Origin of the sequence: Tabrizicola sp., assembly GCF_030694085.1 — a bacterium.
GTDB lineage: Bacteria > Pseudomonadota > Alphaproteobacteria > Rhodobacterales > Rhodobacteraceae > Tabrizicola.
This window is the reverse complement of sequence record NZ_JAUXZE010000035.1, coordinates 13,225-29,181: the sequence shown is the minus strand read 5'-3', so window position 1 is coordinate 29,181 and position 15,957 is coordinate 13,225. Positions and strand designations below refer to the sequence as shown.

18 protein-coding genes, 1 tRNA gene and 1 pseudogene are annotated in these 15,957 nt (G+C 64.5%); 10 read left to right on the top strand and 10 right to left on the bottom strand.

Translation table 11 applies throughout. The annotated features are described in order from the left end of the window. Positions 1 to 15: 15 nt before the first annotated feature. Positions 16 to 1,557 (bottom strand): proton-conducting transporter membrane subunit, encoded by a 1,542-nt coding sequence (locus tag Q8M85_RS05105; protein WP_371135203.1) that lies wholly within the window; start codon positions 1,555 to 1,557, stop codon positions 16 to 18. Positions 1,558 to 1,657: 100 nt separating this feature from the next. Here Q8M85_RS05105 and Q8M85_RS05100 point away from each other — a divergent pair, with 100 nt between their 5' ends. Beyond that, positions 1,658 to 2,527 (top strand): LysR family transcriptional regulator, encoded by an 870-nt coding sequence (locus Q8M85_RS05100; RefSeq protein WP_305541117.1) that lies wholly within the window; start codon positions 1,658 to 1,660, stop codon positions 2,525 to 2,527. 326 nt (positions 2,528 to 2,853) lie between these two features. Here the strand turns inward: Q8M85_RS05100 and Q8M85_RS05095 are convergent, their stop codons facing one another. From Q8M85_RS05095 to Q8M85_RS05080, 4 genes are all read right to left on the bottom strand, one after another. After that, positions 2,854 to 4,320, bottom strand: coding sequence for a hypothetical protein (locus tag Q8M85_RS05095; protein WP_305541114.1), 1,467 nt, complete (start codon positions 4,318 to 4,320; stop codon positions 2,854 to 2,856). 45 nt (positions 4,321 to 4,365) lie between these two features. Continuing rightward, on the bottom strand, positions 4,366 to 4,923 hold the full coding sequence (locus tag Q8M85_RS05090) for an ankyrin repeat domain-containing protein (protein WP_305541110.1): 558 nt from the start codon (positions 4,921 to 4,923) through the stop codon (positions 4,366 to 4,368). Continuing rightward, a complete protein-coding gene (locus tag Q8M85_RS05085; protein ID WP_305541108.1) occupies positions 4,898 to 6,070 on the bottom strand; it encodes a hypothetical protein in 1,173 nt (390 codons plus the stop codon). Before Q8M85_RS05085 ends, Q8M85_RS05090 begins: the two co-directional genes overlap by 26 nt. 893 nt (positions 6,071 to 6,963) lie before the next feature. Then, positions 6,964 to 7,053: transfer RNA gene (locus Q8M85_RS05080), tRNA-Ser, on the bottom strand. Between the two features lie 183 nt (positions 7,054 to 7,236). Here Q8M85_RS05080 and Q8M85_RS05075 point away from each other — a divergent pair. From Q8M85_RS05075 to Q8M85_RS05050, 6 genes and pseudogenes are all read left to right on the top strand, one after another. Beyond that, complete coding sequence (locus Q8M85_RS05075) at positions 7,237 to 8,085, top strand: DUF2059 domain-containing protein (protein WP_305541106.1); 849 nt, start codon at positions 7,237 to 7,239, stop codon at positions 8,083 to 8,085. Positions 8,086 to 8,273: 188 nt separating this feature from the next. After that, positions 8,274 to 8,711 (top strand): annotated as a pseudogene (gene rplU / locus Q8M85_RS05070) (50S ribosomal protein L21); the annotation flags it as partial. Positions 8,712 to 8,726: 15 nt separating this feature from the next. Then, positions 8,727 to 8,996, top strand: coding sequence for a 50S ribosomal protein L27 (gene rpmA, locus Q8M85_RS05065; RefSeq protein ID WP_305541103.1), 270 nt, complete (start codon positions 8,727 to 8,729; stop codon positions 8,994 to 8,996). A gap of 195 nt (positions 8,997 to 9,191) precedes the next feature. Continuing rightward, entirely contained in the window at positions 9,192 to 9,731 is a 540-nt protein-coding gene (locus tag Q8M85_RS05060; RefSeq protein ID WP_305541100.1) for a GNAT family N-acetyltransferase, read from the top strand. Continuing rightward, positions 9,731 to 9,991 carry a hypothetical protein gene (locus Q8M85_RS05055; protein WP_305541098.1) on the top strand — a complete coding sequence of 87 codons (261 nt, stop codon included), beginning with the start codon at positions 9,731 to 9,733 and terminating at the stop codon, positions 9,989 to 9,991. Before Q8M85_RS05060 ends, Q8M85_RS05055 begins: the two co-directional genes overlap by 1 nt. Then, entirely contained in the window at positions 9,955 to 10,230 is a 276-nt protein-coding gene (locus Q8M85_RS05050) for a GNAT family N-acetyltransferase (RefSeq protein WP_305541096.1), read from the top strand. Before Q8M85_RS05055 ends, Q8M85_RS05050 begins: the two co-directional genes overlap by 37 nt. Before the next feature lie 68 nt (positions 10,231 to 10,298). On the opposite strand, the gene Q8M85_RS05045 is transcribed toward Q8M85_RS05050, so the two are convergent. Next, positions 10,299 to 10,919 carry a thiamine phosphate synthase gene (locus Q8M85_RS05045; RefSeq protein ID WP_305541094.1) on the bottom strand — a complete coding sequence of 207 codons (621 nt, stop codon included), beginning with the start codon at positions 10,917 to 10,919 and terminating at the stop codon, positions 10,299 to 10,301. A gap of 32 nt (positions 10,920 to 10,951) precedes the next feature. Beyond that, complete coding sequence (locus Q8M85_RS05040) at positions 10,952 to 11,299, bottom strand: TfoX/Sxy family protein (protein ID WP_305541092.1); 348 nt, start codon at positions 11,297 to 11,299, stop codon at positions 10,952 to 10,954. Between the two features lie 83 nt (positions 11,300 to 11,382). Between Q8M85_RS05040 and Q8M85_RS05035 the strand changes: the two genes are divergently transcribed. From Q8M85_RS05035 to Q8M85_RS05025, 3 genes are all read left to right on the top strand, one after another. Beyond that, positions 11,383 to 12,120 carry an RNA methyltransferase gene (locus Q8M85_RS05035; protein WP_305541089.1) on the top strand — a complete coding sequence of 246 codons (738 nt, stop codon included), beginning with the start codon at positions 11,383 to 11,385 and terminating at the stop codon, positions 12,118 to 12,120. Positions 12,121 to 12,336: 216 nt separating this feature from the next. Further along, positions 12,337 to 13,605 (top strand): lytic murein transglycosylase, encoded by a 1,269-nt coding sequence (locus Q8M85_RS05030; RefSeq protein WP_305541086.1) that lies wholly within the window; start codon positions 12,337 to 12,339, stop codon positions 13,603 to 13,605. Between the two features lie 54 nt (positions 13,606 to 13,659). Further along, positions 13,660 to 14,010 (top strand): DUF2200 domain-containing protein, encoded by a 351-nt coding sequence (locus Q8M85_RS05025; RefSeq protein ID WP_305541083.1) that lies wholly within the window; start codon positions 13,660 to 13,662, stop codon positions 14,008 to 14,010. 33 nt (positions 14,011 to 14,043) lie between these two features. On the opposite strand, the gene Q8M85_RS05020 is transcribed toward Q8M85_RS05025, so the two are convergent. From Q8M85_RS05020 to Q8M85_RS05010, 3 genes are all read right to left on the bottom strand, one after another. Beyond that, complete coding sequence (locus tag Q8M85_RS05020) at positions 14,044 to 14,865, bottom strand: 1-acyl-sn-glycerol-3-phosphate acyltransferase (RefSeq protein WP_305541081.1); 822 nt, start codon at positions 14,863 to 14,865, stop codon at positions 14,044 to 14,046. Beyond that, on the bottom strand, positions 14,862 to 15,641 hold the full coding sequence (locus Q8M85_RS05015) for a GNAT family N-acetyltransferase (RefSeq protein WP_305542965.1): 780 nt from the start codon (positions 15,639 to 15,641) through the stop codon (positions 14,862 to 14,864). Before Q8M85_RS05015 ends, Q8M85_RS05020 begins: the two co-directional genes overlap by 4 nt. 119 nt (positions 15,642 to 15,760) lie before the next feature. Next, complete coding sequence (locus Q8M85_RS05010) at positions 15,761 to 15,943, bottom strand: DUF3553 domain-containing protein (protein ID WP_305541078.1); 183 nt, start codon at positions 15,941 to 15,943, stop codon at positions 15,761 to 15,763. Positions 15,944 to 15,957 lie beyond the last annotated feature (14 nt).

Genomic DNA, 15,957 nt, shown 5'->3' with positions numbered 1-15,957 from the left:
TCAGGATTTCGCGGGTCAGGATTTCGGGCCGGTCCGGTAGCCGCCGATCAGGCGGTCGAGGAGCGCGTTGAGATAAAGGCCGTTCGCAAGGTGCACGCGCAACCCGGCAGTCGAGGGGTGGTGCGCCCAAAGCGGGATCAGCGCCTGGGCAAAGGCGACCAGGCCAAAGGACAGGACCGCCAGCACGATCAGCGCCCATTCCAGCGGCCCTGCGATGGGGGCGGCGGGTAGGAAGGGGCCCCAGATGGCCTGGGCGAGGACCTGAAAGGTGAAGTAGGCCAGCGCCGCACCCAGCGAGGCGGCGACCGTGCGGCGGGTGAGGGCTCTGGGTGCCGTATCGGCCAGGCCCTGCGCGATCAGGTACGAGACGCCGAAGATCAGCATTGTGCCAAGCGCCAGCGCCTGCGGGGATTTTTCCCCCACCAGGGCCGAGAATCCTGCGGCGACGGCCAGATACAGCACCAGCGCCAGCGCGAAGGACCGCGCCACTGCCCCAAGGCCGGGTGCCGCCACGGGGCCGGGCTTGCGAACGGCATTGACCGCCCGCACCGCCCCGCCCGAGGCCAGGAAGGCATGCGCCTTGTACAGCGAGTGCGCGACGATGTGCAAAAGCGCCAGCGCCCACAGGCCAAGCCCGCATTGCAGCAGCATGAAGCCCATCTGCGCCACCGTGGACCAGGCCAGTGCCGTCTTCACCGCACTTTGCGTCAGCATCACAAGCGCCCCGAAGATCGCCGTGAAGCCTCCGATCACCACCAGCGCCGCCATCGCGCCCGCGCTGTGCTGCACCAGCCCTGAAAGCGTGATCAGAAGTACCCCGCCCGAATTGATGATGCCGGCATGAAGCAGCGCCGAGACGGGGGTCGGGGCCTCCATCACCTCGGTCAGCCAGCCGTGCAGCGGGAAGGCGGCGGTCTTAAGTGCGGCGGCCAGGACCAGAAGTGCGACGGCCAGCTGCGCCAGTCCGGGCAGGGTCGGGGTGGCGGTCAGCGCGGCAATGTCGACTGTGCCCGGGCCGAGCCACAGAAGGACCGAGGCCGCGATCAGCGCCACATCGCCAGCAGCCCAGACCCGAATGAACTTTGCGGCGGCCCGCTGCGCCTGGGGCCGGTCGGGGTAGAACAGCAGAAGCTGTCGCAGGACCAGCCCCGTTGCCACGAAGGACAGGACCAGGACCGGCAGGCTGGCCGCCTGAACCAGCAGCAGGACCGAGGCGATAGCGGCCAGCGACAGTCCGTGGAACCGACCCTCCCGCGCTTCGCCGTCCAGGTGACGGCACGCGAAACGGATGACAGCCCAGCCGACGAAAGCCACAAGCAGCGCAAGTGTCACGCTGATGGCATCCAGCCGCAAGAGCGCCAGGCCACCAAAGGACAGGACCTGCGGGCCGGACAGCCAGAGCTGGAGCAGACCGGCAGGCCCTAGAGCAAGGGCGACAAGCGCGGCTGCCTCGGCGACACGCGGTAGGCGGCCAGGGCGACGGCCGGGATGCAGGACGAAGGGACCAGCAGCGGCCAGCAAGACAAGCGGCGCGAGAGCGATCAGGGGAAGGGACAAGATGGCAAGCTCCATAACGGGATCCGCCGTGGGGTGTAGCTCTTGAAAAACCTTCAGAAAATTACATATATTAAGGGTAATCATTCTTTCTGATAGAAGAATGGCCCAGCTGAACCTTCACCATCTTCGCCTGTTCCGGGCGGTTGCCAGCGATGGCACCCTGACTGGCGCCGCGCGCGGCCTGAACCTGTCGCAATCGGCATTGTCCACCCAGATCAAGGCGTTGGAAGCCTCGCTTGGCCAGGATCTCTTCGAGCGCCGGGGCAGGGGCCTGGTCCTGACCGAGGCGGGGCGCATCGCACTTGACCATGCCGAGGCAATTTTCCGCACCGCCGACGACCTGACCGCCACCTTGCGCGAAACCGGACGGGCGCGCCGTGCGCTAAGGGTAGGCGCGCTGGCCACGTTGTCGCGCAATTTCCAGATGCAGTTCCTGCGGCCCCTGATTGCACGGTCGGATGTCGAGGTGGTGCTCCGCTCCGGCTCGCAGAAGGAACTTCTTCGGGGCCTCGAAACGTTGGCGCTGGACGTGATCCTGACCAATGTCGCGCCAGCGCGGGATGCGACGACGCACTGGTTGGTGCACCGGCTGGACGAACAGCCTGTCAGCCTGATCGGCACACCGGCCCGGGTCGGCCACGCAGCGTCCTTGCGCGACCTGATTGCCCGGCAGCCGTTGATCGTGCCCACAAGGGAAACCGCCCTGCGCGCTGCTTTCGAAGCGCTGGCCGTGCAGTTGCAGGTCAGCCCGATCTACGCCGCCGAGGTCGACGACATGGCGATGATCCGCCTTTTGGCCCGCGCCGATGCGGGCCTGGCGGTGATCCCTGCGATCGTCGTGCGCGACGAGCTTCAGTCCGGTGCCCTGGTCGAGGCCAGCCGACTGCACGGGATCGGCGAGACCTTCTTCGCCGTCACCCGCGAACGGCGATTTCCCAATCCGCTGCTGGCTGATGTTCTGCCTCTTTGACGTTCCCCGGACAGCAGAACGATCTGCGTTCCCGACGCGGGGCGCATGAAAAGCCCCAGACAGAGTCCCGGTTGCTCGGCGGCATAAAAGCGTCCCGGGCGACATTTGCCGGGCACCGCAAGGGTGTCAACCCGACGCACTGAGCGGAGACCCTCAAGGAACTTCTGCTCGCCTCAGGTGTTCGCGGCTGCGTGCGGAGGCCGGTAATCCGACATTACGCTGTCCGGCTTGATGTCGCGGATACGCCCGCCGCTTTACGCGCCCGATGCCGATTTCTGCCGGAAATGATACACTTCAGGATCGAGACGTCCGCCGCAGTCGGAGCATTACTGGATGCCGACCCGACTAAGCAGGATGGCGCTGGGATAGGCGGTGTCGCCGACGTTGGCGACCTCGATCTGGAGAGTGACAGTGCTGCCCGCCGCGAGGTTCAGGTTGCTGATCGTCACCTGGCGGAAACCGGTCTGGCCGCCGCCGTCGTTAGGGTTGTTGCCCGCAAGGGGTTCGGGAAGACCATCGACCGGGATGAAGACGTCGCGGTTCACCGAGGCGAACAGAAAGTCTACCGGGACTACAGTGGTTCTACCGGATTGGGTGATGATGCGGATCGTGGCCGTGTCGTTGAACTGCGTGCCCACGAATTCTGGGAATTCGGTCGTAACAAAGTTCGCCAGGCCCGAGATGGAAATTCGCGCATTGCGATCGCCGACGACGAACTGCTTTTCGATCGCCGTAACGACCTGCCCCGCGTTGTTGAGTGAGTAGATCACTTCCCGGTCTGACCGGGTGATCGAGCCGAAGGATCGGCCCTGGCCAAGGTTCTCGGGGCCACCGGCGGTCAAAGTCCATTCGGTTTCCGCGACCGCCTGCCCACGCGAGAAGAGGCCGTTGACCGTCGTCTGCGACCGGGCTCCGTTGACCACCGAGCCGCTTGCGGCCCCGGTCGCCGAGACGTTGCCGGATACCACCGCTGCCATGTTGTCCTGCGCCAGGCGGACGGCGGCCCAGTTCACCGCGACGCCTTTCTTTCCCCCGTTTGCCGCTTCCTTCAGCAGGGGCAGCATGGTCGACATCAGGTGCCCGGTGACGATCCCGGACACCGTGCCGGACCTGGTGTCGTCAAAGGTGTATTCGGTGCCGATCTGGTAGGAACCGGGAATGGACGACACGATGTCGCGGCTGCCGTTGATGTTGATCACCCGCTTCCCAAGCTGCAGGTCCGCACCTGACGCGAACGACAGTCCGGCGGCGTTGAAGGTTACGGCGTTCACGTTGAAGTTCGCCGCGACGAACTGTGCGAGCCCCCCACCCAGCGAGTGTCCGGTCACCGTCAGGTCAGACCCATAGCGTTCGACGGCGCGCTGGGCGACGATCAGGGCGAGTTCGTACTGAGGGGTGGGGAGGCCCGTGTATTGCGTCGCGTTGTTGACCCAATCGGTCGTCGATGTCGGATTCGTCCCCTGGAAGGCGAGGGCGATCTCTCCGGTCGCGGCGTTCTGGTAGACCTGTGCATTGAAGCCGAAGGTGCTGCCGACGATCTTGCTGTAGGTCCCGCTGATGCCGCCGCCGACCAGGTCCTTCCAGCCTGCAACCACTTTCCAGTCTCCGGCATTTTCGGTGCCGTACACGGCGTTGGAGATTTCGGCAAAGGGTAGCGCTTCGCGTGCGACCGAGCTGGGTGCAAGGACGCTGCTGCCGCTTTTGCGCAATTCGATCGTTGTCTGGCCCTGCACAGGGATGGCAATGGCAAAGGCGATGGCGGCGACGGCGGCGAGCAGGCGGTTGGACGACACGGAAAACTCCATACGGTACGGGAGGGCGGAAGGCGCCCGCGATGGTTAAAGGATGCCGGCCGACCGGCAGCGGGAAAGTCTCTTCGCGGTCTGCTTGCAGGTGGCGGGTGGCGTCTGTCCAAGCCAGTTCTTTGCAGTCAGGCTGGCTCCGCCGCGAACGAGGGCGCGCAGTCCGCTCGCCTTGACGAAGGTGCTGATCGCCATGTGCAGGGCAGTCGAGCGCGACTGCTCATCGGCCAGATTGATTGTCGCCTGTGCGCAGTCTTGCTTTGCCAGGAGTGCGACAAGCTCGGTCTGTGACCCGGCCGCAGCGATCCACAGTGCGGTGCGGTCGAGCTTGTCGGACAGGCCGCAGTCGGCCCGGGCCTGCAACAGGGCTTTCGCCACCTTTATGTTGCCGTGCAATGCGGCGGCCATGAGCGGCGTCTCGCCCTGGGCGCCTCGGCCGTTGGGATCGGCACCTGCGTCAAGCAGCGCCAGCACTGACCTGGTGTCGTTTGCCTTGGCTGCCTTGAGAAGCGCGCGCTCATCAGCCAACGCAGGCTGGAAGAAGAGGCTGCCGAGAAGGCAGATCAGTCTAAAAGCCGATATCGATCGACGCATGGACATTGGCCCCGGTGTAAGTATTGGCGCCAAGATATGGCGTCGCATCCTGCTGCAGCCGGAAAGCTTCGAACCCGGCGACCGCAGAAATTTCATCGCTGATCCGGTAGGCAGCACCAAGGCCGAAAGAGATCTTTTCCTTGGCCGGGGTATAGAAATCGCTTTCGGGCGCGTAATCGTTGCGGGTCCGATGCAGATATCCGAGTTCACCGTTCAGGGTCAGGGAATCGGAAAGACTGATCACATGACCAACTGATCCCTGATAGACCGTGCTGTTGCTGTTCTGGCTTTCCTCGGTGAAGCCCCCAGCGAAGAAGTCCGAAAACTCGTTGCGTTTTGTGGAATTGACCGAGAAGCTTAGCCGCGTCTGGTGGCGGGCGGCCCAAGACCGCGCAAACTGCAGGCTCACGACAGTACTGGCGCCGGGCCTGAAGTAGTCCTCGTCATCCAGCGTACTTGCGCCTTCCGTACTGTGGATGCTGGTCAGACTGAAGAGGGTCCGGTCGTCCGTAAATGTCAGCCCAGCGCTGGCAATCAGCTGGTTGCCCGGATCAAAGGTGCGGCTCGTGTCACCGTTCGGCACGTAAGAGCCACGCAGGTTGTAGCCAAGCCCGCCGGATGCAATCCATTTATCCGACAGCGGAATGGTGACGCCCACCCCCGGGTTCGCGTTGAACCCCTCGCCAAGTCGATCCTGTGGAACGAGATCCCGATCCATGATGGCATACTGCTGGTCGCCGTAAAGGGTCGCCTTGCCGGTTGGCAGGTTGACGTCGAAGGTCAGGAAGGGCTGGTAGCGAGGGTCGTCAAGGAGGCTCAATTTGGCATGGAGCGTCGTATCGATTAGAGCCCCGACTGTACCGCTGCCAGACTCGGTCGTGCTGGAAGATGTGACGTAGCCCGTCCTGAGGGCAAGGTCGAGCGCCGCGCCGTTCTGGAAGGCCCGTGCAATTCCGACAGAGGCCGTGGAGAACCACTGGCTGCCCGAACTGCCAGCGTCGCCATCCCAACTATGAAAGGAGCTTGCGACAGATGTCGCAATTCCGATAGGCCGCGTCACACCGTCCTGAGCGGCTATCGGCACTACACCTGCAGCAAGACAGAAAGCAAACCCTACGCCAAAGCCCGCAATCCGATCATGCCGCAATCGCATCTTCCCCACACTCCAACCATTTGTCGTCGCACTCCGCGCTGACTTAGCCTGTGAGAGGCAATTGTAGGTCAAGAGCTTTCGATTTCACATAATTCGTAAGGTCCTGAAGTGGACGAACTGTTGCAGCCGGGCCACGCAATAGCCTGCAAACGAAGGCATCGTCGTAGCCGGACACCGCAGGGTCAGGACTCTTCCGGTCTTTCAGGGCCAGAACGTGCCGATTGCGGCAAGAGCGAAGACAGAGAGGACGGCCCTTGGGCACCTGTCGTAGTGGGGATGCAGGGCTTTCTGCTTTTGTCTTTCACGCAGCTCTTAACCAGTCAGGATGAGAGCCCCGGTCGGTCGGATCGGCAGAGACATCGGCAACCAAGCATCTGCGATTGTTCGGCAAGAAATGCTTGCTCAAGCCCTTGTCTTATTGCGGCATGTCCAGTGGATTCGGACCATTGCTGAACGCCCAGATTGGGAATATCCCAAGCTTATTGTCTCACAGGTCTGGCGAAATTTCATCTTTCAAATGCCGTGGTTGCGACGTGGCATCATATCATGGAGTTGTGGCATGGATATTCTGGTGCCAGCATTGATAAGCTCGCGCCCTCTGTCCATTTGGCAGCCGTGTTTCACCCTGGCACACTAGTCTGCCTGGTAGCCTACCGGAAACTTCTTGCCGAAGTCGAAGACATGGTTGGGTTGGTGCGTGTGCATTGAACCGCCCAAAATGCTATGAGTGAGCACGGCACATTCTTCTGGCCTTGCACTCGCGTTTCTACGGGAAACTGCAAACGCTTATAGGAAGGATGAACCCATCCCCAACTCTTAATCTGTGCAGTGTGCTTTATGGTTGATCTTCAAACCTGAAGATTTTTCCCAACAGGATCAATGGAAAATGGCGGAGAGGGTGGGATTCGAACCCACGGTAGGCGCAAACCTACAACGGTTTTCGAGACCGCCACGATCGACCACTCCGTCACCTCTCCGCGCTTCAGGGGTCATCTATGTGGCGCGGTGGATAGCCGGGCCTCCGATGATGCGCAAGGGGCAATCGGCAGAAATCCGTCCGGGCGGGGCTGGTCGATCACGGCCAGTTGCGGTGCTTTGGCTTGGCAAGAGCGGCTGGAGGCACTAGCTCTCGGACGTTGTACTGTCGGAAGGGTCCGCCCATGCTGCTGCCTCGTGTCGCTCTTGCTGCGTTTCTGGCCCTGGGCCAGCCTGCGCTGGCCGAAACGCCGGATGCAGTTCCCGCTGCCGAGGTCTCGGTCGACCGGGTAGCCGAGGTGATGCGGTTGGGGGATCTCTTTCAGGTTCTGCGCGACGAGGGGATGTCGCATGGCGCTGAGCTGCAGGCCGACATGTTCCCCTCGGGCGGCGGATCGGACTGGACGACCGAGGTTTCGGGCATCTACGACGCCACCCGGCTGCAATCTGCCTTCATCGATGCGCTGCGTCTTCAGTTGTCCTACCAGCCCGAGGACATGGAGGCGATCATCGCTTTCTTCGGTTCTGACCTTGGCCAGAAGATCGTCGGACTTGAGATCGAGGCGCGGCGGGCTTTCATCGACACGGCCACCGAAGAGGCGGCGCGCGTTGCTGCGGAAGATGCGGCGGCCAGTCGGGACCCCAAGGTCGCACTGATCCGCCGGATGATCGAGGCGGGCGATCTGCTGGAAATGAACGTTGCCGGGGCCCTGTCGGGAAGCCTGGCCTTCATGACCGGCATGTCGGAGACGGGTGCCTATGGAGCGATTCCGCAGGACCAGCTTCTGTCGGACGTCTGGGGCCAGGAAGAGCAGGTCCGCGCCGACACCTCGACCTGGCTTTACGCCTATCTCGGTCTTGCCTACCATCCCCTGACCGAGGCCGAGATCCGAAGCTATGTCGAGTTCTGGGAAAGCCGGCCGGGACAAGCGCTGAACGCGGCGCTGTTCGGCGCTTTCGACACGGTTTTCCGCCAGGTTTCTCTGGACCTTGGCCGCGCGGCCGGACGGGCGATGCTGGGGCGCGATATCTGACCCGGCCCGCTTGACACCGCCTGGGCTTCGACGCATAAGCGCGCATCTCGGGCCAAGGGGCGACTCTCGGCCCGAGAAGTTTTTTGCAATGACGCCCTTCAGGGGCGCGCTGTCCGAAGGCGGGGAAACCCCGTGAACGCCCGAGATGTCGGGGGCCAAAGGGCGCGGAGAGATGGAAGGAAAGACCCATGTTTGCGGTCCTCAAGACCGGCGGCAAGCAGTACAAGGTGCAGGCGGGTGACGTCCTGCGCGTTGAAAAGCTTGATGCCGTCGCTGGCGAAAAGATCCAGTTCAACGACATCCTGATGGTCGGCACCACGATCGGTGTGCCGATGGTTGCAGGCGCGGCCGTGCAGGCCGAGGTCATCGACCAGATCAAGGGTGAGAAGGTCATTCACTTCGTGAAGCGCCGCCGGAAGCACTCTTCCCAGCGCACCAAGGGCCACCGCCAGCACCTGACGCTGGTGCGCGTGACCGAGGTCCTGGAAAAGGGCGCCGACAAGTCGGGCGTCAAGGCCGCCGTCGGCACCGTTGCCGCGCGCCGTGTCGCTCACGAAGCCCCCGGTGCGGCCAAGCCCGCCGAAAAGGCCGAGAAACCGAAGCGTGCCGCCAAGGCCGCTGCAGCGCAGGAGTAACACCGCATGGCACACAAGAAAGCAGGCGGTTCGTCCCGCAACGGTCGCGACAGCGCCGGTCGTCGCCTGGGCATCAAGCTCTTTGGCGGTCAGGCTGCCATTCCCGGCAACATCATCTGCCGCCAGCGCGGGACCACCTGGTTCCCCGGCGAAGGCGTCGGCATGGGCACTGACCACACGATCTTCGCCAAGGTCGAGGGCCGCGTGACCTTCAAGAAAGGTCTGAAAGGCCGCACCTTCATTTCGGTTCTCCCCGCCCAGGAGGCAGCCGAGTAAGCCGAACCTTTACAATCGCATTGTAGACGGGGGATCGGTCGGAAGGCCGGTCCCCCGTCTCGTTTTCGGGCCGTTGCAGGCAGTGGGGGCGGGGAATGTGGCAGGTTGCCATGCCACGACCCTGAAACGGCCAAACATTGGGGCGATTGCACGGGTAACCGACAATCCCTACATGCGCTTCGAAGGAGGGAAGCCATGATCCTGGAGAAGTTCGCCACTCCGGTGGAAATCACGACCGACCGCTTCACGCTTCGCCCCGTGCGCAAGTCCGATGCCGGGCTTTTCGCGCTATATGCCGGGGACAAACGGGTGGCCGATGCGACCCAGGGCATCCCGCATCCGCTGCCGCCAGGCGCGGCCGAAGCCTTCTGCTCCCGCGCCATGACCGCCGGCTCGGACGAGGACATCTGGGTCATGGATGGCACCCGCTCGGGCCTGCCGGAAGTGCTGGGAGTGATCTCGTTGAAGACGATGGACCGCAACCAGTCCGAAGTCGCCTTCTGGGTTGCCCCGGCTTTCTGGAACCACGGAATTGCGTCCGAGGCCGTACAGGCGCTGGTCAACGCGAACCCGCAGAAAAACTGCACGATGTTTGCCGAAGCGTTTCAGGACAACCCGGGCTCGGCCCGTGTTCTGACCAATGCGGGCTTCCAGTACCTGGGCGACGCCGAAAGCTTTTCCGTCGCGCGGGGCGAGAACGTGCCGACCTGGACCTACATCCGCAAGCTGGACTGATGGCGCTGGCGACGCACCACCAGACGGCGCGGCTGGCCTTGCGGCCGGTCGCGGCGTCGGATGAGGCAGCCGTCCTTGACGGCATCGATGACCTTGCGGTGTCGGGGTGGCTTGCGGTCGTGCCGCATCCCTACACCGCGGCGGATTTCCGGCACTTCCTCACAAAGATCGCCGTTCCGGGTGAACCTTTGCCATCGAGCATGGATCAGGTTTTGCGGGGATCATGTCGATCGTGGATGGCGAACTTGGCTACTGGCTAGCCCCGCGTGCCCAGGGGTTTGGCTATGCCACCGAGGCCGGGCGCTGTCTGGTGGCAGCGCATTTCGCCGCAAGCGCGGCACCGCTGACGTCGGGCTACTTTGAGAGCAACGAGCGGTCGGCCAATGTGCTGGGCAAGTTGGGGTTCGTGGAAACCAGGCGCGACGTCAGGCATTGTCGGGCCCGACGTGCGGACTTGCCGCATGTGACCGTCGCGCTGACCTCCGCCCCTTCCCCCTAAACTCTGCTCCTCGTGCGACTTCGTCTTCTCGTCGCCTAGCGAGGAGTGACGAAGTCATCGACGAGCGGTCAGCCAAGGGGCGCGAGCAGGGCCTTCAGCGCGGCCAGCGGCTCCTCGGCCCCCCAGATTTCCTCGCCCACGGCGAAGAAGTCGGTGACGGGGCCGAACTTCGCCACCAGGTCGGCGGTCAGCGCCCCTTCGGCGATGATCGGGACCTCGATCACCTGGGACCACCATTCGAAAAGGTCGAACTCGGCGCGGCTGCCGTCGCCGAGGGTCGTCGCACCGATCGGGCCGAAGCTGGCATAGTCGGCCCCCGCTTCACCGGCGGTCATCCCGTCATGCCGCGAGGTGCCGCAGAAGGCCCCGACGATCGCATCGGCGCCAAGGTCCTTGCGCGCTTTCCTGACGTTGCGCGACCCGTCGGTCATGTGGACGCCGTCCAGGCCCAGCCGCTCGGCCAGGATCAGGTGGTTGTCGATCACAACCGCCACGTCGCGGGCATGCGCCGCCTCACGCGCGGCATCGGCGGCGCGCATCAGTGTGTCCTCATCCCGTGTGGCAAGCGAAAGCCGCAGGCAGGCGATCTCGGCCCCGTCGAGGATCAGGCCGATCTTGTCCGGGAAGGTGTCGGGGTCAAAGGTCGGGGGGGTGATCAGGGTGATCTGCGGGCGGTCTTCAGCGGCCATGGCGGGCTCCGGCAAGGGTTCGCGCCGATCTATCAGCCTTTCTTCGGCTTGGCTACCTTGGGCGGCAGCGCCCGGACGGTGGCCAATGCCAGGGCCAGAACCGGCGCGCGCCGGGCATCGTCGGCGCTGTCGTCCGGCGACAGCTGCACCATCGCGGCCATCAGGCGCTGTCCCATCAGCATCGGTCGGACGCCGGGCAGGGCAAGCGCCGCGCTGTAGCTGTCCTTGCCGACCCGGTACATCGTGCCGCCCTTGTGCAACCCGCAGATCATGTGGCCGCCGGACAGGAAGCAGAGGCCGCCGAACATTTTCTGTTCGGTGACAGGCTCCCTCGCAAGATCGTCGCGAAGGGTCTGGGCAAGACCGGGGTCGAAGGCCATCCGGGGCTCTCCTCGGCAGGGGATGCTTGCTTGCGGCTGGGGCCTAGCCTATCTGGCGCGGAAGCTTTCGCAAAGGTCCTGGCATGATCCCTCCTGTCTTCATCCTCGTCCGGCCCCAGATGGGCGAGAACATCGGTGCGGCGGCGCGGGCGATGCTGAACTTCGGGCTGGAGCGGATGCGGGTCGTGGGGCCGCGCGACGGCTGGCCGAACCCGAAGGCGGTGGCGATGGCCTCCGGGGCGGGGCGGCTGCTGGACCAGGCGGGGCTGTTCCCTGATCTGCCGGCCGCGATTGCCGACTGCGATTTCGTCTTTGCCACCACCGCGCGGGGGCGGGAGCTGGTGAAGGAGGTCGTGACCCCGGAGCGGGCGATGGAGATGGCCCGCGCGATGGGGGCCGAGGGCAAGCGGGTCGGCGTGCTATTCGGGCCAGAGCGGGCGGGGCTGGAGAACGACGACATCGTCCGGGCCAATGCGATCGTGACGGTGCCGGTGAACCCGGAGTTTCCGTCGCTGAACCTGGCCCAGTGTGTCCTGCTGATGGGCTATGAATGGCAGCGGCAGGGGGCTACGGTTCCGGCGTCAGTCATGGAACTGGCCCGGACCGAATTCGCCAACCGCGAGGAGGTGGACCGGCTGGCCGACCATTTCGAGGAACGGCTGGATGCGGCGGGGTTCTTCTTTCCCGAAACGAAGGTCGAGGGGATGAAGGCCAACCTGCGCAACATGTGGGGGCGGCTGGGGCTGACCCGGGCCGAGGTGCAGACCTTTCACGGGATGCTGCGGCAGATCGCGTTCAAGCTGAAGAAGCAAGGCGACTGAGCGCAGGCTGTCCACGCAGGACAGCCCTGGCAATGTCAATGATGCCAAGGGCTTGTGCGTGGACGTTCAGGATCGGTTAGCCACGATCGCGCCCGTTGGCCGCGCCGGTTGCACGGTTGGGGTGGGCAATGTTGCCCAGCCTGCGCCTGCGCTCTTGGCCTTGGGTCCTGTGCCTGTATCATGGCGGAACAACAAGAACAGAAGGCAGGCAGGACCATGCAGCAGGCGACAGTTTCACACTCTCTCACCCGGCGCGGGGCGCTTTGCCTGGGCGGGGCGGCACTTCTGTCGGCCTGTGTCGGCGGTGGTGGGCGCTCTGGGGGCGGTGGCGGCGGCTATCGCGCACCGGACCCGGCGCCGCGCGCCGTGCCGAATTCCGGCTGGGATGCCTGGGTCGACGGATTCAAGGGCCGCGCGGTGTCACGCGGGATTTCCCCGGCCACGGTCGACGCGGCGTTTCGTGGCGCGGGTTTCTTGCCCGAGGTGATCGAGAAGGACCGCAACCAGACCGAATTCAAGCGTAGTCTGGAGGACTATCTGAACATTGCCGCCTCGGACGAACGGGTTTCGCTGGGCCGCCAGAAGTTCGCGCAATACGGCAGCACCCTTCAGGCCATCGAAAGCCGCTATGGCGTCGAGGGCCATGTGGTCGCGGCGGTCTGGGGGCTGGAAAGCTTTTTCGGCACCCGGCGCGGCAATGTGCCGGTGATCTCGGCCCTGTCGACGCTGGCCTATGACGGGCGGCGGGGCGAGTTCTTTGAAAGCCAGCTTGTCGCGGCGCTGAAGATCCTGCAGGCGGGCGATGTCTCGGCCGGTGGGATGGTCGGAAGCTGGGCCGGTGCGATGGGGCACACCCAGTTCATCCCGACGTCGTATCTTGCCTATGCGGTGGATTTCACCGGCGACGGGCGACGTGACATCTGGGGCGAGGACCCGACGGATTCGCTTGCCTCCACGGCGGCCTACCTGAATCGGTCGGGCTGGACGCGCGGTCTGCCCTGGGGGATGGAGGTTGTCCTGCCCGCAGGGTTCAACGCCGGACTACTGGGTCGTGGCAAGGGACGCTCGGCGGCGGACTGGCAGGGCCTGGGCGTGCGGTCGGCCGATGGGCGGGCATTGGCGGACGGGTCGATCATCGCGGGCGGTAACGCGGGCGGCGCGCCGCATTTCCTGCTGACGCAGAACTTCGCCACCATTCTGCGCTATAACAATGCGCAAAACTATGCGATCGGCGTCGGGCATCTGTCGGACCGCATCCTCGGCCGGGGGCCGGTACAGGCCAGTTTCGGGCCGGATGCAAGCGGCATGACCAAGGCCGACCGGCAGGAGTTGCAGCGCCTTCTGACGGCGCGGGGCTTCGATACCGAGGGGTCTGACGGGGTGATCGGGTCCAAGTCCAAGGCGGCAATCAGTGCGTATCAGGCCAGCGTCGGAGTCCCGGTGACCGGGGAGCCGTCTCTGGAGCTGCTGCGTCGTCTGCGCTGAAGCGGGGTGGGCGGATCGCCCAATCTACTCAATGGAGGGCGGGAGGACGACAAGATGGTGCACCGGATCTATTCGATGAGCCTTGCCAGCGTTTACCCGCTGTATCTTGCCAAGCTGGAGCGGAAGGGCCGGACAAAGGCGGACCTTGACCAAGTGATCGGCTGGCTCACTGGACATGGGGAGACGAGCCTTGCCCGTGTATTGGCCGAGGGTCACGATTTCCAGCGCGTTTTTGCCGAAGCGCCAGCGCTTAACCCGGCGCGGGAGAAGGTGACGGGGGTGATCTGCGGTGTACGGATCGAAGAGATCGAGGAGCCCCTGATGCGCGAGATCCGCATCCTGGACAAGCTGGTGGACGAGCTTGCGAAGGGTCGCCCGCTGGCGAAGGTGCTGCGGCAGGTCTGACGCGCGCGAGTAGGGTGGGCGATAGCGCCCACCCTACGCTTCCGCTTTGACATGCGCCGTGCGGATCACGCGCTCGCAATGCTGGGCCAGCACCTTGCGGTTCTCGAACGCGTCCACCGGAACTTCGGGGTGGAAGATCACCTCGACCCGCCCATGCTGCGGGGTGACAAGCATTTTCAGCAGGTGGCCTGCGAACTCCATGTCGCCCCACCAGCCGTAGTGCCGGGGATCTTCGCCCTGGGGCGCATGGAAGATCACGGTCACCGGCTGGATGTGCATCGTGCGTTCCAGGGCGGGGGAAAAGAACGCCTCGAAGAGCGTCGACTTGAAGGGCAGAACGCGGATCGCGTCCGTGCTGGTGCCCTCGGGGAAGAACAAAAGCCGGTGACCGGCCTGCAGGCGGGATTCGAAGATTTCCTGATGTTTCTTCGCTTCGGTTCCCTTGCGGGCGATGAAGACGGTTCCCGTCGCACGGGCCAGCCAGCCGATGCCGGGCCACCCCGCGACTTCGGACTTGGCGACGAAGTATACGGTCTGGGCAGCATTCAGGACGAAGATGTCAAGCCAGGAGGAATGGTTGGCGACGATCGCCCCGGGCCGGGTCATCGGGCGGCCGTGGATGGTGAGCGGCAGCCGCAAAAGGAAAAGCGCCAGACGGCAGACCGCCTTGGTGATATGCGGCGTCACCGGCCTGGCCTGACCAAAGAGCGGCCATTCGACTAGGCGCACGGCGAGGAGCACCAGAAGCCCACCATAGGTCACCGAGCCGACCAGCGCGCCGCGCCAGAGCACCCGAAGCCAGCCAAGCGGGGTGATGCGCAAGGGTGGCGGCGGGATGTCTTTCCAGGCGGTCATGCGCCCGCCCTTCGGACCAGGAATTCGCGGTGGCGGGCCGACATCTGGCCGGTGTCCATCACCAGGCAGACATCGGTCGTGTTGAAGTCGCGGTCGATCCAGGCGCCGTCGCCGACAAAGCCGCCGAGCCTGAGGTAGGCCTTGATCAGCGCCGGGGTGGCCGCCATCGCGGCGCGACGGTCCAGGCGGTCGGCGGGGATCAGGTCCATCTCCTGCCGGCCCGGGGGGAGGGCGCGGACCCGCATCGAAGAGGGCGCCAAGTGGTGACGATAGAGCCACGACAGCGGTTCGGCCAGGGCGGCGATGTCGGTGCCGTGGAAGCTTGCCGCACCGAAGAGGATCTCGATCCCGCGGTCCAGGACGTATTCGGCCAGCCCGTTCCACAGGTGGAACATCGCCGTTCCGCCGCGATGGTCGGCATGGACGCAGGACCGGCCGAGTTCAAGAAGCTTGCGACCCGAGGCGAGGAGGGGGGTCAGGTCGTATTCGGTCTCGGAATAGAAGCGCCCGGCGGCGGGGCGGCGGTCGCAGGGCAGCACCCGGTAGGCACCGATGACATGGGCATGGCTGGCGGGGTCGATGCGGCGGTCGACGAGGATCAGGTGGTCGAAGAACGGGTCGAAGGCGTCGCGTTCAAGGCCCCGGTCATGGTCCACCATCGGGCCATTGCCGCCAAGCTCCTGCACAAAGACCTGGTAGCGCAGCGCCTGCGCCGCGGTCAGGTCCTCGGGCGTGGTGGCCAGCCGGACGGCGTAGGGGGGCGCTTCGATGGTCATCGGCATCGCTGAGGCTTCGGCTGACCTGACTTAGACATGGGCTGGCGGCATTGCAACCATTTGGCCCTGCGTGCAAAAGGCGCAGCAATTCCCGGTTGAGTTTCGGCCGGAGATTCGCACTATGGGTGATCAGAGCCCGCCACCGGCAAAAGGAAGACGCGCTTGCTGTCGATCACGACCTTCCCGGCATGTTCGAAGTTCACTGTCACCTTGTTGTCGATGTTCGACTGTACCTGACCCAGACCCCAGTCCGGCTGATCCGGGTGGCGCACCAGCATGCCCGGTTCCAGAATTGCCGTCATTTCCCGTCCTTTGC

What these genes read in the sequence shown, in the direction of transcription:
- Q8M85_RS05100 (WP_305541117.1), top strand. Translation starts at nt 1,658, where the DNA reads ATGGCCCAGCTGAACCTTCACCATCTTCGCCTGTTCCGGGCGGTTGCC.
- Q8M85_RS05090 (WP_305541110.1), bottom strand. Translation starts at nt 4,923, where the DNA reads ATGCGTCGATCGATATCGGCTTTTAGACTGATCTGCCTTCTCGGCAGC.
- Q8M85_RS05075 (WP_305541106.1), top strand. Translation starts at nt 7,237, where the DNA reads ATGCTGCTGCCTCGTGTCGCTCTTGCTGCGTTTCTGGCCCTGGGCCAG.
- rpmA (WP_305541103.1), top strand. Translation starts at nt 8,727, where the DNA reads ATGGCACACAAGAAAGCAGGCGGTTCGTCCCGCAACGGTCGCGACAGC.
- Q8M85_RS05060 (WP_305541100.1), top strand. Translation starts at nt 9,192, where the DNA reads ATGATCCTGGAGAAGTTCGCCACTCCGGTGGAAATCACGACCGACCGC.
- Q8M85_RS05055 (WP_305541098.1), top strand. Translation starts at nt 9,731, where the DNA reads ATGGCGCTGGCGACGCACCACCAGACGGCGCGGCTGGCCTTGCGGCCG.
- Q8M85_RS05050 (WP_305541096.1), top strand. Translation starts at nt 9,955, where the DNA reads ATGTCGATCGTGGATGGCGAACTTGGCTACTGGCTAGCCCCGCGTGCC.
- Q8M85_RS05045 (WP_305541094.1), bottom strand. Translation starts at nt 10,919, where the DNA reads ATGGCCGCTGAAGACCGCCCGCAGATCACCCTGATCACCCCCCCGACC.
- Q8M85_RS05040 (WP_305541092.1), bottom strand. Translation starts at nt 11,299, where the DNA reads ATGGCCTTCGACCCCGGTCTTGCCCAGACCCTTCGCGACGATCTTGCG.
- Q8M85_RS05035 (WP_305541089.1), top strand. Translation starts at nt 11,383, where the DNA reads ATGATCCCTCCTGTCTTCATCCTCGTCCGGCCCCAGATGGGCGAGAAC.
- Q8M85_RS05030 (WP_305541086.1), top strand. Translation starts at nt 12,337, where the DNA reads ATGCAGCAGGCGACAGTTTCACACTCTCTCACCCGGCGCGGGGCGCTT.
- Q8M85_RS05025 (WP_305541083.1), top strand. Translation starts at nt 13,660, where the DNA reads ATGGTGCACCGGATCTATTCGATGAGCCTTGCCAGCGTTTACCCGCTG.
- Q8M85_RS05020 (WP_305541081.1), bottom strand. Translation starts at nt 14,865, where the DNA reads ATGACCGCCTGGAAAGACATCCCGCCGCCACCCTTGCGCATCACCCCG.
- Q8M85_RS05015 (WP_305542965.1), bottom strand. Translation starts at nt 15,641, where the DNA reads ATGACCATCGAAGCGCCCCCCTACGCCGTCCGGCTGGCCACCACGCCC.
- Q8M85_RS05010 (WP_305541078.1), bottom strand. Translation starts at nt 15,943, where the DNA reads ATGACGGCAATTCTGGAACCGGGCATGCTGGTGCGCCACCCGGATCAG.